This window comes from Gordonia sp. 852002-10350_SCH5691597 (assembly GCF_001665715.1).
Classification (GTDB): Bacteria; Actinomycetota; Actinomycetes; order Mycobacteriales; family Mycobacteriaceae; genus Gordonia; species Gordonia sputi.
Window position 1 is genome coordinate 12,712 of record NZ_LZMO01000265.1, and the last position, 15,689, is coordinate 28,400.

General features: G+C 65.3%; 9 protein-coding genes. 5 read left to right on the forward strand and 4 right to left on the reverse strand.

What is annotated here, in order from left to right:
• Positions 1-23: 23 nt before the first annotated feature.
• From A5777_RS20190 to A5777_RS20200, 3 genes are read right to left on the reverse strand one after another with little or no spacing between them, the layout of a single operon-like run.
• Positions 24-3,932, reverse strand: a complete 3,909-nt coding sequence (locus A5777_RS20190; RefSeq protein WP_156529440.1) for an ABC transporter ATP-binding protein — start codon at positions 3,930-3,932, stop codon at positions 24-26.
• A complete protein-coding gene (locus tag A5777_RS20195) occupies positions 3,929-4,669 on the reverse strand; it encodes a hypothetical protein (protein WP_064864057.1) in 741 nt (246 codons plus the stop codon). The genes A5777_RS20190 and A5777_RS20195 overlap by 4 nt, the downstream gene beginning before the upstream one ends.
• A complete protein-coding gene (locus A5777_RS20200) occupies positions 4,666-5,721 on the reverse strand; it encodes a glutathione S-transferase family protein (RefSeq protein ID WP_064864059.1) in 1,056 nt (351 codons plus the stop codon). Before A5777_RS20200 ends, A5777_RS20195 begins: the two co-directional genes overlap by 4 nt.
• Positions 5,722-5,815: 94 nt before the next feature.
• Here A5777_RS20200 and A5777_RS20205 point away from each other — a divergent pair, with 94 nt between their 5' ends.
• The 4 genes from A5777_RS20205 to A5777_RS20220 all read left to right on the forward strand — a co-directional run bounded on the left by A5777_RS20205 (position 5,816) and on the right by A5777_RS20220 (position 12,349).
• The gene (locus A5777_RS20205; RefSeq protein ID WP_064864061.1) at positions 5,816-6,559 is read left to right on the forward strand and encodes a PadR family transcriptional regulator; all 744 of its coding nucleotides are present in this window, start codon (positions 5,816-5,818) and stop codon (positions 6,557-6,559) included.
• Positions 6,556-8,091: an MFS transporter gene (locus tag A5777_RS20210; RefSeq protein ID WP_064864063.1), complete on the forward strand. Its 1,536-nt coding sequence runs from the start codon at positions 6,556-6,558 to the stop codon at positions 8,089-8,091. Before A5777_RS20205 ends, A5777_RS20210 begins: the two co-directional genes overlap by 4 nt.
• An 80-nt stretch (positions 8,092-8,171) precedes the next feature.
• Entirely contained in the window at positions 8,172-9,383 is a 1,212-nt protein-coding gene (locus A5777_RS20215) for an exonuclease SbcCD subunit D (RefSeq protein ID WP_064864065.1), read from the forward strand.
• Positions 9,380-12,349 (forward strand): AAA family ATPase, encoded by a 2,970-nt coding sequence (locus tag A5777_RS20220; RefSeq protein WP_064864067.1) that lies wholly within the window; start codon positions 9,380-9,382, stop codon positions 12,347-12,349. The genes A5777_RS20215 and A5777_RS20220 overlap by 4 nt, the downstream gene beginning before the upstream one ends.
• Before the next feature lie 46 nt (positions 12,350-12,395).
• Here A5777_RS20220 and A5777_RS20225 read toward each other — a convergent pair whose 3' ends face one another.
• The gene (locus A5777_RS20225; RefSeq protein ID WP_082933770.1) at positions 12,396-14,447 is read right to left on the reverse strand and encodes a HelD family protein; all 2,052 of its coding nucleotides are present in this window, start codon (positions 14,445-14,447) and stop codon (positions 12,396-12,398) included.
• Between the two features lie 340 nt (positions 14,448-14,787).
• Here A5777_RS20225 and A5777_RS20230 point away from each other — a divergent pair.
• Positions 14,788-15,689, forward strand: a 902-nt coding sequence (locus A5777_RS20230) for a DUF222 domain-containing protein (RefSeq protein WP_231895133.1), incomplete at its 3' end; no start/stop codon positions are given.

The following is a 15,689-nucleotide window of genomic DNA, read 5'->3' on the forward strand; positions in this document are numbered from 1 at the left end:
ACCCCGGTGAGCAACGTCGATCGTCAGACGCGATCGTCGCCTTGAGCAGGCTCGATACCGTCGACGTCCGGATCGACACCTGCATCCCAGAACGCGCGGTACCTTCCACCCAACGACAGCAACTCGTCGTGTGTTCCCAACTCGACGATGCGTCCGTTGTCGACGACCGCGATCCGATCGGCGCGCGCGGCGGTGGCGAGCCGGTGGGCGACGATCACCGAGGTGCGTCGGCGGGTGACCGTCTCGCCCGCGGCGAGCACCAGCGCTTCGGTGGCCTGGTCGAGTGTCGCGGTTGCTTCGTCGAGAAGTAGGAGGTCGGGATCGACGAGTTCGGCCCGCGCGAGCGCGATGAGCTGACGTTGGCCCGACGACAGTCCGCCGCCGCGTTCGCCGACCTGATGACGCATCGCGCCGTCGAGTCCGGCGATGACATCAGTGGCGCCCACAGCGAGTGCAGCGGCCGCGATCTGTGTCCGGTCGGCTTCGGGTCGGCCATAGGCGATGTTCTCGGCGACGCTACCGGTGAACAGGTGCGGTTCCTGGGGTACGAGCCCGATCCGATGTCGGTAGTCGAGCAGTCCGAAGTCACGGATGTCGGTGCCGTCGATGCGCACCTCTCCGCTGGTGGGGTCATAGAAGCGGGCGAGCAGTTTGACGACTGTCGATTTGCCCGCCCCCGTCCGTCCCACGAGTGCCAGTGACGAACCTGCCGGGATGGTCAGCTCGACGTCGCGCAGCGCCTCGGCATGAGCGCCGGCATACCGGAACCCGACGTCGTCGAGTTCGATGTCGCCGTCAAAACCGTTGGCGGGCACCGGTATTCGATCCTCGCGTGACTCCAGAGAGCTGCGTGTGCGGAGAAGGTCCGCGATGCGCCGAAGCCCCACGACTGCCTGCTGATAGCCGTCGAAGACCTGCGAGAGCTGCTGCACCGGGCCGAAGAGCAACGAGAGATAGAGAAGGAAGGCGACGAGTGTGCCGGCCTGCATCGTTCCGGTCGAGATGCGATGTGCACCAACGGCGATCGCCACGGCCGCTGCGACGTCGGACATCAGCGTGATGAATGGGAAGTACACCGAGATGGCCCGCTGCGAACGCATTCGTGCGCGCACCCATTCGACGGTGCGATCGGTGAAGCGGGTCATGGCGATGTCGCTGTTGCGATAGGTCTGCGTGGTCCTGATGCCCGCGATGTTCTCTTGGAAGTCGGCGTTGACGATGCTCACCAGTTCGCGCGAGCGCGTGTACGCATCCGCGGCAACCCGTCGGAAAGCGATGGTCGCGGCGATCAGGATCGGGAAGACGGGCAGGATGATCAGTCCGAGTTCGATATCGGTGAGCAGCAGCGCGACCGTGACGCCGACGAGTGTCAATACGGCGACGATGGCCGACGTCAGACCCGTCTGCAGGAACGTCGACAACGCGTCGACGTCGGTGGTCATGCGTGTCATGATGCGCCCGGACAGTTCTCGCTCGTAGTAGTCGAGACCCAGGCGTTGCAGATGCGCGTAGCTGCGCACCCGGAGGCCGAACAGGACCCGCTCTCCCGCGCGCGTCGACGTCAAGGTCATCACCGCACCGACGATCCAGCCGAGCAGCACCAGTGCGACACCGAAGGCGGCGACCTCCCACAAGCGTCCTTCGTCGGCTCGACCCGCGGCGTCGAGGACCGCGCGCGCCAACGACGGAAAAGCGAGTCCGATGAGCGTGTCCAGCGAGATGCAGACGATCGCGGTGATCAGCAACAGTCGGACCGGCGAGAGTATGCCCCACAGGCTGAACTGTCGGTTCTCACGACGTACCGACGCGGTGTCGACCCGAGGATCCTCGTCCGCGGGTGGCAGGGCGTCGACGGCCCGGAGCAATGCGGGCGTCGCCTGCATCGAACCGAGCGCGCTCGCCACACCGCCCCCGCGACCACTCGGTCCGCGACCCGGTGGTGGCGCGATGCGCGACGTTGTCGACGCCGCGCTGTCGCTTGCCGCCGGTGTCGATCCCGGATCGGCCGGGGGCCACAGCCGGTCCATCAGTGCGTCATCCACCACCGCGGGTGCCGCCTGTGCAGGAGTGGTGTCATGCAGCGCGGCCCGCGCACTTGACGACTCGGGGACCACGCCGGTCATCAGGGCACGAAAGCGCGGACTGCGGGCATCGAGTTCGGCGATGGTTCCGATGTCGGTGATCCGCCCGCCGTCGAGAACGGCTACGCGGTCGGCGAGCATCAGCGTCGACCGTCGATGCGCGAGGACGAGCATCGTCGGCCGGGTGTCCTCGCCGCTGCGCAGGTCACGCAGGATGCGCGATTCGGTCGTGGCGTCGACGGCCGATGTCGCGTCGTCGAGCACGAGTACGCGTGGGTCGGCGTACAGCGCACGGGCGAGCGCGATGCGTTGTCGTTGGCCTCCCGAGAGTGTCAGACCACGCTCGCCGACGATCGTCTCGAATCCGTCGGGGAGAGCAGTGATGAACTCGAGCGCGTCGGCGCGGGCCGCGGCGTCGACGAGGCGTGGGTGCGGTGCGCCATCGGGCAGCGTACGTGCATCGGCGGGGACGCCGAGTGCGATGTTGGCGGCGATCGTGTCGGAGTAGAGGAACGGTTCGTCGAAGACGACGGCCAACGCCGAGTGCAGACTCTCGGAGGAGAGTGCGGCGACGTCGTATACCCCATCGGTCGAGACCAGTGACACCGATCCAGCGGTCGGCGAGAGGTAGCGACTGGTCAGTTCCGCGATGGTCGACTTCCCTGAGCCGGGTGGTCCCACGATCGCGACGCACTCGCCTGGCGCGAGGTCGAGGTCGATGTCGTGCAGGACGGCTTTGTCGCCGAACGCGAAGTCGACGTCGTCGAAGCGGAGTCCGAGAGCGCCATCGGGCAGTGTGCCGGTCTGTCGGTCACCGGGGTCGGTCGGCTCGTCGATGACGTCGTAGACACGGTCGACGGCGGCGCGGGCCAATTGGCCACTGACCACGAGGTTGGTCAGCAGGCGTGCCAGTGACGTCATCGTGGCGACATAGGTGGCGAATGCGAGGAAGGTGCCAGCGGTGATGGTGCCGCGTAGCGTCAGCCACCCGCCGAGAGCGATGACCGCGACCATGCCCAACTGCGGTATTGCTGCCATCGTCGGGGCAAACCGCGCGTTGATCTTGGCCGCGCGCAGGCGCTTTGAATACAGGTCGCGTGCGAGGCCGACGAGTTCGTCGACCGCGCGCGACTCCTGACCGAATCCCTTGACCACTCGTACGCCGGTCACGGTCTCCTCGACGTGCTGTGCAACGTTGGCCGCGGATTGCTGCGCCGACCAGGTGGCGGCGAAAAGCTTTCTGCGCGTGGTGAAGACGACGATGCCGACGACGGGGATGATGCTCAACGCGACGATGGTCAGCAGCGGCGAGAGATAGGCCATGATCCCGATCGCGATCACCACCTGAACCGCGGCTCCAGCCGACAGTGGGACGACCGCTAGCAGACCCTGCACGATCTGGAGGTCTGAAATCGACCGCGAGACAACCTGTCCCGTGCTGATGCGTGACTGTGCCGCACCGTCGAGATGCAGCAGCGTGCGCATCAGGCGTAGGCGTAATGCGTTCTGCACGCTGATCGACAGTTGTCCCGCGGTGAGCCTGCGTCCGAACTGACAGGCGTAACGGACGACCGCCAGCACAAGCAGCGCCGCGACGATCATCGAGATCGTCGCTCCGCCGCGTTGTGCTCCGGTCGCGTGATCGATCGCAGCCTTGGCCAGCAACGGTGCGACGAGGTCGACGGCGACGGCAACCAGGGTCACCGCAAGGGTGACGACCACCAATCTGCGATGTCGCCAGCACTCAGTGGCCAGTCGACGAATCCAGCCGGTCGGCTGCGCGGGCCTCGGGGTGTCGGTGGGTGGGGCATCTCGGATCGGGGCCGGGCTGTCCGTGAGGGAGCCGGTCACCGATCCCCGGCGGGCAGACCGGGTTCGGTGACGACGCTGCCGTCGACGACATCGCCATGCCACGACTTCGGCGCGGGACCGAACGCCTCACGTGCGTTGAGGACGACGCGACGTCCGAGTGCGCGGTTGCCTGCACCGCCGACCACGGCTCCGATGCCTGCGGGCATCAGCTTGCCGAAGATGAGCGGTGCTCGTTTGATCGCATACTTCTTGACGATCTTGTTCATCAACGCGGTGTTCAGCTTGCCGAGGCCACCACCTGGGATGGCTGCGGTTCCGAGTCGACGCAGCGCGCCGCCGCGGGTGCCGACGAGGCGTCCGAGCGCTGCGACGCCCTCCTCACCCAGTGCGACGGCCAACACGAGCGTCTTTCGCCGTTCGGACTGCTCGACGCCGATCCCGTGCACTTCGGCGATCGCGAGGGCCAGCAATGCCGAGGCCTCCAGGAACAGCACCGTCTCACCCGTCATAGCGCCGAGCGCGGTCATGGTCCCGACGCCGGGGATCGCCGCGGTTGCACCGACCGCACTTCCCGAACCCATCACCGTGCGCAGGAACTGCTTCTCCAGCCGCCGGATGATCTGCTCGGGCGACTCGTCTGGATGCGCCTTACGCAGTGCGTTCACGTACTTCTTGACCGCCGGGGCCTGGAGGCGTTGGGCCTTGTCCAGCAGGCCCCCGGTCACCTCGACCGCCTTCGCGGGAGGCTTCTGTTCGGTTCGTTTGGCTTCGGTCATGTCAGTGGTACCCAATCCTGTTCTGGCACGACCTCATTCGGCCGCGGTGGGGGTGGTGGCGTTCCGTCTCCGAAGGGGCTGCCCCCGAGTTCGTCGCGATGGTGAGGCGTGAGCCAATTCCGCAGGTCCGGGCCGTCGGGCACGATCCCGGTGGGATTGATGTCGCGATGGACGATGTAATAGTGCTGCTTGATCTGTGTGAAGTCGACGGTGTCGCCGAACCCCGGGGTCTGGAACAGATCGCGCGCGTACGCCCACAGCACCGGCATCTCCGACAGTTTGCTCCGATTGCACTTGAAATGCCCGTGATAGACGGGATCGAATCGCGCAAGGGTCGTGAAAAGCCGGACGTCGGCCTCGGTGATGGTGTCGCCCACCAGGTAACGCTGCGATGCGAGGCGCTCGGTCAGTTCGTCGAGTTTGGTGAACAGCCGGTCGTAGGCCTTGTCGTACGCGTCTTGACTGCCGGCGAATCCGCAGCGGTACACCCCGTTGTTGACCTCGGTGTAGACACCCTTGCTGACGGATTCGATCTCGTCGCGTAGGTGCTCGGGGTAGAGGTCAGGTGCTCCCTCACGGTGATAGTCGGACCACTCGACCTCGAAGTCGACGGTGATCTGCTTGAAGTCGTTGGTCACGACCTCGCCGCTGGGGACGTCGACGATCGCCGGAACGGTGATGCCCTTGGGGTAACCGGGGAAGCGCTTCTCGTACGCGTCTTTCAGGCGCGGGATCTTCAGGACCGGGTCGACGCCGCCGGGATCGAGGTCGAACGTCCATGAGTTCTTGTCGTGAGTGGGACCGCAGAGTCCCAACGAGATCGCATCCTCGAGACCGAGGAGTCGTCGGACGATCAGCGTGCGGTTGGCCCAGGGGCATGCCCGCGCCGCGATGAGTCGATACCGTCCTGCCTCGACGGGGTAGCCGTCGCGACCGTCGCGCGTGATGCGGGTCTCGATGTACTGGGTGTCGCGGACGAACTCCTGTCCGCTGGTGACATAGGACGCCTGCGTGCCGGACTGGGCTTCTGTGTCTGACTGGACCTGGCTCATGGCTCCACAGTAGTGATCGCCACCGACGGTTGGCACCAGTTATTCGGCGCGGTATATTCCACACGGAATATTTGGCTGGGAGACGGGAGACGACGTGACTGCGAAATGTCCGTTGGCTCCGCAGGCCATCCTGGTACTCGGCCTGGTTGCTGAACGGCCCATGCACCCGTACGAAATGTTCCAGACCACGATCGAGCGGGAAGAAGACCGCCTGACCAAGATTCGTCCGGGCACGCTTTATCACACCGTCGACCGCCTAGCCGTCGACGGACTCATCGAGGTCGTCGAGGTTCGTAAAGAAGGCAACCGACCGCAGCGGACCGTCTATGCGATCACCGACACGGGCAGAGCGGCGCTAGCCGCGAGCCTCGAGGCAATCCTCGAACGTCACCCCGTCGAATACCCCGAGCTCTACCTCGCCTTGTCCGAGGCGCATTCGTTGCCGCGGCAACGGGTCGTCGAACTACTCGAACGGCGTATCGATGCGATGCGTGCCGATCGTGAACGGGTCGAGGCGGCAGCGGCGGCAGCGCTCGCTCGCGGAGCCGTCGAGATGTTCTATCTCGACGTCGGGTGCCGTTTGGCGACTCTGCAGACTCAGATCGACTGGCTTGTCGATCTTGTCCGACGCCTGCGTCACAACGACATCGAGTGGATCGACGACCCCGGCTCGGGGTGGCTTTCAAAGCACGCCACCACACCAGAATCACCGAGTTCATCTCCATCCGACGCTTCGTCCCCAACTCACAAGTCGTCCCCAACCGAGAATTCGTCCCCAACCAAGAATTCGTCCCCAACCAAGATTTCGTCCACAGCACAGAAAGTGCAGAACTCATGACCGCTCCGGCATTCAAGTCGGTGACCAACCGACCGTGGCTTTCGCTCATGTCCCTATGCGTCGGCTTCTTCATGATCCTCGTCGACATGACGATCGTTGCTGTCGCGCAGCCGCAGATCCGTGCGGCGCTCGACACCGATGTCAACGGCATCGTCTGGGTGACCAGCGCGTACCTGTTGACGTACGCGGTGCCGCTGCTGATCACGGGCAGGCTCGGCGACAAGTACGGACCCAAGACCGTCTATCAGGTGGGTCTCGTGGTGTTCACCGCCGCGAGTGTCTGGTGCGGGTTCTCCGGCTCGATCGGCGAGCTGATCGCGGCACGTGCACTGCAGGGTGTCGGAGCCGCGCTCATCACGCCGCAGACGATGGCCATGATCCAACGCATCTTCCCGCCCGAAAAGCGTGGTGCCGCAATGGGTGTCTGGGGCACCGTCGCCGGTGTGGCAACGCTGGTCGGTCCGCTGCTCGGCGGGGTGCTGACCGACAACCTCGGTTGGGAGTGGATCTTCTTCGTCAATCTCCCCGTCGGCATCATCGGTCTGATCCTCGCGGCCGTGCTCGTGCCCGAGGTCGACAAGCACGACCATTCCTTCGACTGGGTCGGTGTGGTGTTATCGGCAATCGGTCTGTCCGCCTTGGTGTTCGGAATTCAAGACGGTGAGAAGTACGACTGGGCTCCGTGGATCTGGACGCTCATCATCATGGGTGTCGTCGTGTTCGCGCTCTTCATCTACTGGGAGTCGAGGGTCAAAACCGAACCGCTGGTTCCGCTCTCGCTGTTCCGTCGGCGCAACTTCTCGTTGTCCAACATCGGCATCGCCTCGATGGGCTTCGCGATCTCCGGTCAGATGATTCCGGCCATGTTCTTCCTGCAACTCGTCGGTGGCATGACACCGACGCAATCGGCGCTGGTCATGGTGCCGATGGCGATCTTCACCGGAATCCTCGCGCCGATCGTCGGGCGGGTCCTCGACCGTGTGCATCCCAGCCTCATCATCTCGACGGGTCTGTTCCTGGCATCGATCTCGCTGTTCTGGATGGGCAGTATCGCGCGGTCGGCAACCCCTGTGTGGCAACTGATCCTGCCGCTGGCGCTGATGGGTATCGCATCTGCGGGCATCTGGGCGCCGTTGGCGGCAACCGCGACTCGTGATCTTCCCTGGTACCAGGCGGGTGCCGGTGCAGGCGTCTACAACACCACCCGAATGATCGGCTCGGTGATCGGCGCCGCCGCTGTCGGTGCGTTGATGCAGACGAGGCTCGCTGCGGAGTTGCCCGGCATGGACACGGCGTCAAACAACGACAGCGCCAAGCAGTTGCCGATCGAGGTCTTCGGTCATCCTGTCCGTGAGCCGTTCGCGCTCGCGATGGGCCAGACGCTGTATCTGCCCGCGGCGGCACTGCTGATCGGTGTGGTCGCGACGCTGTTCCTCAAGCGACCGGCCGGACAGCGCTCGTATCCGCCGGTAGGTGATGTCAAGGCCGCGGCGGGAGCCGAAGGCGCGGTGGAGGAGGCGGGCGCAGCCTGACGGGTTCACGACCTCCGACGACCGGGCAGGCCTGACGCGCCTCCCCGGTTCTGTCGGTGGCAGATCGTACGGTGTTTCCCATGCGAATCCTGCACACCTCCGACTGGCATATCGGCCGAACCTTCCACGGCGCCGACCTGCTCGATGACCAGCGCGCGTCGCTGCGTCACCTCGCAGACGTCGTCGCCGCGGAATCGGTCGACGTCGTCGTGGTCGCGGGAGATGTGTTCGACAGATCGGTGCCTTCTGCCGACGCCGTGCGTGTCTATGACGACGGCCTCGCCGCGATCGCATCCGCCGGTGCCGCGATCGTCGTGACCTCCGGCAACCACGATTCGCCGACGCGCCTCGGTGTCGGGTCGGGCTTCGCCGCGGCCGGTGGCCTGCATCTGCGCACCTCGGTGGCGTCCATCAACGACCCCATCGTCTTCTCCGACGAGCACGGAGACGTGGCGATCTATGGAATCCCGTACCTCGAACCCGAAGTCACCCGAACCGAACTCGGCGTCGAAGACGCGCGCGGACACTCCGACGTGCTCACCGCGTCGATGGAACGCATCCGCGCCGACCTCGCCGCGCGCGATGCGCGCTCGGTGGTCGTCGCGCACGCGTTCGTTGTCGGCGGGCTCGCCACCGGATCCGAGCGTTCGATCAGCGTCGGGGGAGTAGAAACCGTTGCGGCCGAGGTGTTCTCAGGGGTCGACTATGTCGCGCTCGGCCACCTGCACTCGCCGCAGGAACTCACGCCAACGGTTCGCTACAGCGGATCGCCCATCCCGTACTCGTTCGGCGAGAACACACACCACAAAGCGGTGTGGATCGTCGACCTCGACGCCGACGGCGTGTCCGACGTCCGTCGCCACGATCTACCGGTCGTGCGCGGTCTCACGTCGCTGCGCGGCACGCTCGACGAGTTGCTGGCCGACGAGTCGCTGGCGGTTGCCGAAGATCACTACGTCGAAGCGACGCTCACCGATGCCGTCCGCCCGGTCGATGCCATGCGCGTTCTGCGGCAACGGTTTCCGCACGCCGTTCACGTACAGTGGCAGCGTCCCGATGCCGAGAGCAGCGTCGACTATCGCTCTCGGGTACGCGGCCGCAGTGATGCGGAGATCATCACGTCTTTCGTCACCGATGTCCGCGACGAGCCGACTGCCCGTGAGCGCGCGCTCGTGGAGAGTGCGCTACGCGCTGTCGTCGGCGAGCCGGAACAGGTCGCATCGTCTGAGCCGTTGACGCTCTTCGAGATCGACGCGCTGGCTCAGACTCACCAGGTGGCAGAGTCGGCATGAGACTTCATCGGTTGCGCATGAGCGCGTTCGGACCCTTCGCCGACGATACGGTGATCGATTTCGACGCGCTCGGAGCCGACGGCCTGTTCTTGCTGCACGGGCAGACGGGTGCGGGCAAGACGACGGTGCTCGACGCCGTCGCGTTCGCGCTTTTCGGTAGGGTGCCCGGCGCCCGCAACGAGGCCAAACGCCTTCATTCCGATCATGCTCCGGCAGAACAGGTTCCGCAGGTCGAGGTCGAAGCGACGATCAACGGTCGCCGTTTCCGCATCATCCGGTCGCCCGAGTATCAGCGACCCAAGAAGCGGGGGACCGGAATCACCAAGGTCCAGGCGAAGGCGACGCTCGAGTGTGTCGACGGGTCGGGGGTGGCACTCACCCGGTTGCCCGAGATCGGCGAGACCGTGAGTGAACTCCTCGGCATGAGCGCCGAGCAGTTCTTCCAGGTCGTGCTTCTTCCACAGGGCGACTTCTCGCGATTCCTCCGGGCGCCCAACGAAGAACGAGAAGCGCTGTTGGAGAGGCTTTTCGACACCGAGCGATTCGGCGACGTCGAGGACTGGCTGCGTGAACGTGCACGAGAGAGTGCGGTGGCCGTCGAGGCGAAGGCGGCGTCGATCGACCGCATCGCCGCGCAGATCGGGGCCCTCTCCGGCGCTGAGACCCCCATCGAGCCCGACATGGCCTGGGCCCAGAAGTGCCTCGACGACGCCCGCGATGGAGAACGCCGCGACACCACGGTGTTGGCAGAGGTGCGCGGCGAACTCGACGCCGCGCAGCAGTCATACGACCGCGGCAGAAAGATGATGCACGACAGGCAGCGCGGACTCTCCGCGCGCTCGCGCATCGATCAGCTCGACGCCGCCAAGCCGGATCTCGATCGTGCCGAAGGCGCTCTTGCCGCTGCACGTCGCGCTGCACCGGTAGTCCCCGTGCTCGCCGATCACCGGCAGGCGATCGACAGTGCGCGCGCTGCAGACGAGCATTGTGCGGCAGCGGAATCGGCCGTGTTGGAGCGTTCGGAGGCTGCGTGGTTGCGCGAGTGCGACGACGCCGAGTTGGCCAGCGCGATCGACACGTGGGCGGCGGAGTCGGGTCGGCTCGAACCGTTGGTGCGCAGGGCACTCGAACGTCCCACGCTGATCGATGCGATCGGCGCCGCTGAGGCCGAGGTCTCGGCGGCCGACAACCGCACCGTCGAACTCGACGACGCGCTGGCAGCCCTGCCAGGGCACCGGAGCGAGGCAGCGCGTGCGCTGCAGGATGCGCATGACCAGCGTGCCCGGGTCGAGGCCTTGCGCAACCAGCGGGAACAGCAGACTTCGATTCTCGAGGCGATGGATGAGCGCGACAAGCTCGACGTCGTTCTCCATCGTGCCGAGCAGACCGTCAACGACGCACACGCGGCGTACAACGATGCACGGACCAGATTCCTCGACCTTCGCGAACGTCGCTTGGCGGGGATGGCGGCCGAGCTCGCGTCGCAACTCGTCGAGGGCGAACCGTGCACCGTCTGCGGCTCGCGCGAACACCCGGCACCGACGACGAGCGATCCGGGCGATCATGTCGGCGACGCCGACGAGGCCGCGGCTGCCGACATCGAACATCGCGCCTCGGCCGAGTTGACGCGTGCGCGCTCGTCGCTGGATACCTATCGCGAGCGAAAAGCCAATCTGGACAAGCTGATCGGCGACGCGATTCGAGAATCCGTACGCGCTGATCGCGACGATACGGTCAAGCGCCTCACGCAGGCCGAACACGCCGCGGCGTCGGTCGACAAGTTGCAGCGCGTCGTCGACGAACTCGATGGGCAGGCCAACACCTGGCAGGCCGAACGATCGCAGATTCAGGAGCGGCGCGCGGCGGGGGCCGTGCGCCTGGACTCTCTGCGTCGCGAACTCGACTCGCTCGACGCGGAGGTCTCGACTGCAACCGGAGGCCGGGGCGATGTCAGCGGACGCCGTGCCGAGTTGACCGAGTTGTGTAGGTGCGCTTCAGCTTTGCGAGACGCGCGAGCGGAGGTGCGCCGTGTTGGTGAGCGACTGACACGATCGGCGGAGCGCGCCGCATCCGCGTGCTCCGAAGCGCAGTTCGCCGACGAAGCCGCGGTGCGAGCAGCGATGGCTACCGATGAGCAGATGGCGACCTGGGAGTCGTCGCTGCGCAAGGCGCACGGCCTGAGGGTCGAGGCGCAGGGCACGTTGGACGACGACGACGTGCGTTCGGCGCTGGCGGCCGAGCCCGTCGACCTCGCACACCTAGAGACCACGCTCACAGCGGTGCGCGCCCGGTGCGATGCCGCGTCCGGCGCCGCGGCGGTCTCCGCGCGTCGAGCGACCAGCCTCGCCGATCACGTCACCCTCTATTGGGAGGCGCTGACCGACTTCGAGCCGATTCGTGCGCGACAGAAGGAGATTCACGATCTCGCCGAGTTGGTCAGTGGCCGAGGGCAGAACGCGAAGCGAATGACACTGAGGTCGTATGTTCTCGCGGCACGCCTCGAAGAGGTCTTGGTCGCGGCGTCGGATCGGCTTCGTCAGATGTCCTCGGGCCGTTACGAATTCGCACACTCCGACGCCGGAGGGCCGCGGGGGCGTCGCGGCGGTCTCGGCATCGAGGTGCGCGACGAGTACACGGGGGTCACGCGTGCCGCGACGACACTCTCGGGCGGCGAGACCTTCTTCGCGTCTCTCGCGTTGGCACTCGGCCTCGCCGATGTGGTGTCCGCGGAATCGGGTGGTCGGGTGCTCGACACCATGTTCATCGACGAGGGGTTCGGCACACTCGATCCGGAGTCGCTCGATCTGGTGATGGGGGTGCTCGACGAATTGCGTTCCGGCGGCAGGGTTGTCGGTGTGGTCAGTCACGTCGACGAGTTGCGTGCGCGGATACCGTCCCAATTGCACGTTCTTCGTGGCGAGGCCGGTTCCTCCGTGAAGGTGCGCACACTCGCCGCGCGTCCGTGAATCGGACACAGCACGCCCAGGATCTGGTCAGTTGCGCTCGATGAATCTATGTCGCGAGCCGCGCGATCGTGATCACGCGCTTGGTTGCCCGGGTCAGTGCGACATACAGATCGCGCAGACCGGCCGCCCCGGACGATTCGATTTCGTCGGGAGCCACGACGAGTACGGTGTCGAACTCCAGCCCCCGGGCTTCGGATGCTGGAACGACGACCACATCACCTCCGAAATGATCCAGGGTTTTCACGTCCGGGTCCGTGGCTTGCGCACCCATGAGAGCGGCTCGTCGTGATTCCGCGATGATGCCGATGAGTTCGCCGGGATGAGAGGACCGAAGCTCGGCGATGAGGTCATCGACGGTGGAGTCGACGTCGACTCCCGCCACCGCGACCGTGACTGGCTGCTCCCCATTGCGCAGTGACCGCGAAAGTCGTTGTGAGGGCGCGATGCGCGCGAGCAGCGGGGCGGTCGTGTCGAGGATCTCGGCGGTTGTGCGGTAGTTGATCGTCAGGGTGTGATGGACGAAGCGGTCGGAGACGAATGGCTCCAGTGCGTCGTTCCATGTCGTGATGGTGGTGGCTGGTCCCGCCTGGGCCAGATCTCCGACGATGGTCATGGAACGGTTCGGGCAGCGGCGCATGAGCATCCGCCACTGCATCTCGGAAAGGTGCTGTGCCTCGTCGACGACGATATGGCCGTAAGTAGTGTCGGGCGGCCCGTCGAGTCGTGTACGAGCCTCGTCGAGAAGTGCGAGATCAGCTTCCGTCAAGCCGGATTCAGCGTTCGATGAAACAGATCCCAGGCTGTGTTCTGCGAGATCTGGAAGCATCCGGCGTGCGGTGGTCTCGTCTTGAAACAGCTCGCGGACAACCTGTTCCGGTCGAAGTCGTGGCCAGACGAGGTCGACCGTGCGGCAAATCCCGGCATCGTCGAGGAGTTCGTCGCGAATCAGGTCCCAGTCGATCTCGTCGAGTCCGGCTGAGTGCGCGGTGTTGTCGTCTCCATCGCTGTGCGCACTCGGGAACATGCGATCGAGGTCGATACCGAACGCGACCTTGATCTCGTCCTCGAAATCGGAGATCTCTTGTGCCGTCTGTCTTTCGAGGTCATCGACGACCTCGTCGACCAGGTACTCGATGAAGATCTTTCGCGCGGGGTTGTGGCCCACGTCTCCTTGGAGTGCGCGACGTCGGGCGTCGTCGACACGTTCGGAATCGACGACGACGGTCCCGTGTTCGGTGCGCACGCGCAGCGACACCCCGTGCGGTTGCGCGACTTCGACCCTGCGCGCGATTTCGTCGGCGCAGCACCTGCGCCCCTTCGCCCGTGCGACGTCGTCGGGTTCGCGTCGTCCGACTGCGACGGAGACGAGATCGGCTGCGGTGGCCATGTCGACGTCGTTCTCACCCAGTGACGGCAAGACGTCGGAGATGTAGGACAGGAATCGCGCGTTGGGACCGAAGATCAGCACGCCTCGATCGGCAATCGCGGGAAATGCATACAACACGTATGCGGCTCGGTGGAGTGCGACGATCGTCTTTCCGGTCCCGGGGCCGCCGTCGACGACGACGATTCCGCGATGCTGCGACCTGACGATCTGATCCTGTTCGGCCTGCAGGGTAGCTGCTGCCTCGTGCATGCGGCCCGATCGCGCACCGGTGAGCGCCGCGGTGAGCGGGACATCGCCGACGACGTCGTTCTCGGACTGCGTGGTGCCATCCAGTATCTCGTCGGTGACATCGACGACCGTACGACCGCTGAGGCGCAGATGGCGTCGGCGTCGCACTCCCAGTTTGGATTTCGTCGTCGCTTCGTAGAAGGGTCGAGCGGCCTCGGCGCGCCAGTCGACGAGGAGTGTGCTGCCTGACGCGGACTGGAGGCCTACCCGCCCGATGTGCAGGGACGCGCCGTCACCGGTCATGTCGATACGTCCGAAACACAGTGATCTCTCTGCGCTTCGACGTCGTTGCAACCTGGCGTCCAGCCGGTTGAGCTCGGCATCTCTGGCTACTCGCATCTCGGGCTCATCGGCCCCAGATGCCAGTGTGCGTGCTCGGGTGGCGAGGGTCTCGTTCTGCTCGGCATCGAGTCGGTCGTACATTGCATCGATTGCGAGCTGTTCATGTGCGATCTGCTGTGTTCTTGTCTGATCTGTATCCACCAGCGGGGCCGCTCTCCTTGGTCGGTGATGTGGCGTCCACTGTGAAGGCAGAACTCCGATACTGCAACGTTGACTGTCGCTGAAAAGTGTGGCCTCGCAATGGTTTATGCACAGATCTGTTCTGCGAACTCGAAGCGCTCATCTATGTCGGTGTCTGCCCGTAGTATGGGTACAAACGTTCGATTCGGCGAGTGCGAGGGGGTGTTGGATGTCGATCAACTCAGTTGGCCCAGGCGCAGGTTCTGGTGCGGGAGCTGGTGATTCGGAAGGGTTCGATTCGATGTCCGGTGCTGTTCTGTCGGATTGGGCGAAGGATCTGCCGCTCGGGTTGTTGGGTGGTGTCGATCCCGCCGCTCCCGATGGTTCGGACACGGTTGCTGTGTTGGAGGGTCTGACCCGATTACGTTGTGGTGAGGCGTTTTTGGCGTGGGCGCGGTATCAGTCGATCGGAGTGCTCTACGACAGGCTGGTCGTCGAGCGCGCTGCGTCTGATGGCCTGATCGTCGACGGCTTTTCCGATGCGGCGGCACGCATCTCGGGGATCTTCGCGGTGTCACGTCCGCAGGCTGAACGGATGATCGACGAGGCGATCGTGTTACGCGATGACCTGCCACAGGTGTTCGGCTGTCTACGCGAGGGGATCATCTCGATCGAGCAAGCGCGACTGGTGATCTCACGCACCGACCTGGTGCGCGGGCCGGGCACCCCATCGGAGGTGGTGGCCGCCGTCGATGAACAGATCGCGACCACTTTGCGGACGCGGCGCGGGTCGTGGAAACGGCCGCGTCTGCGCGACATGGTCGATCGGATCGTGTTCCGCCACGACCCCGACGCGATACGGGAACGCCGTGCACGCGCCCTGGATAAGCGCGGGGTGTTCACCGACAACTGTGGTGACGGGGTCGGCGAGATCACCGCGGTCATGTCGGCAGAAAACGTCCAGATCGCGATCGCGGCGGTCCGGCGTTTGGCTGACGCGGTCTGTGACGGTGACGGTCGGACGCGTCAGCAACGCGCCTCGGATGCCATGTTCGCGCTGCTGAGCGGTTCACGGTTCGAATGTGCCTGCGCCAACACCGACTGCGTGGCGACAATCCCCGAACCGGGCACCGTCCCGCCGGCCGATCCGCGGTTCGTCATCCACGTCGTCTGCAACGAGGCCGCGCTCATCGAACCCGAAAC

Coding starts and splice junctions, on each gene's coding strand:
- A5777_RS20220 (WP_064864067.1), top strand. CDS start 9,380: ATGAGACTTCATCGGTTGCGCATGAGCGCGTTCGGACCCTTCGCCGAC.
- A5777_RS20225 (WP_082933770.1), bottom strand. CDS start 14,447: ATGTACGACCGACTCGATGCCGAGCAGAACGAGACCCTCGCCACCCGA.
- A5777_RS20195 (WP_064864057.1), bottom strand. CDS start 4,669: ATGACCGAAGCCAAACGAACCGAACAGAAGCCTCCCGCGAAGGCGGTC.
- A5777_RS20210 (WP_064864063.1), top strand. CDS start 6,556: ATGACCGCTCCGGCATTCAAGTCGGTGACCAACCGACCGTGGCTTTCG.
- A5777_RS20200 (WP_064864059.1), bottom strand. CDS start 5,721: ATGAGCCAGGTCCAGTCAGACACAGAAGCCCAGTCCGGCACGCAGGCG.
- A5777_RS20215 (WP_064864065.1), top strand. CDS start 8,172: ATGCGAATCCTGCACACCTCCGACTGGCATATCGGCCGAACCTTCCAC.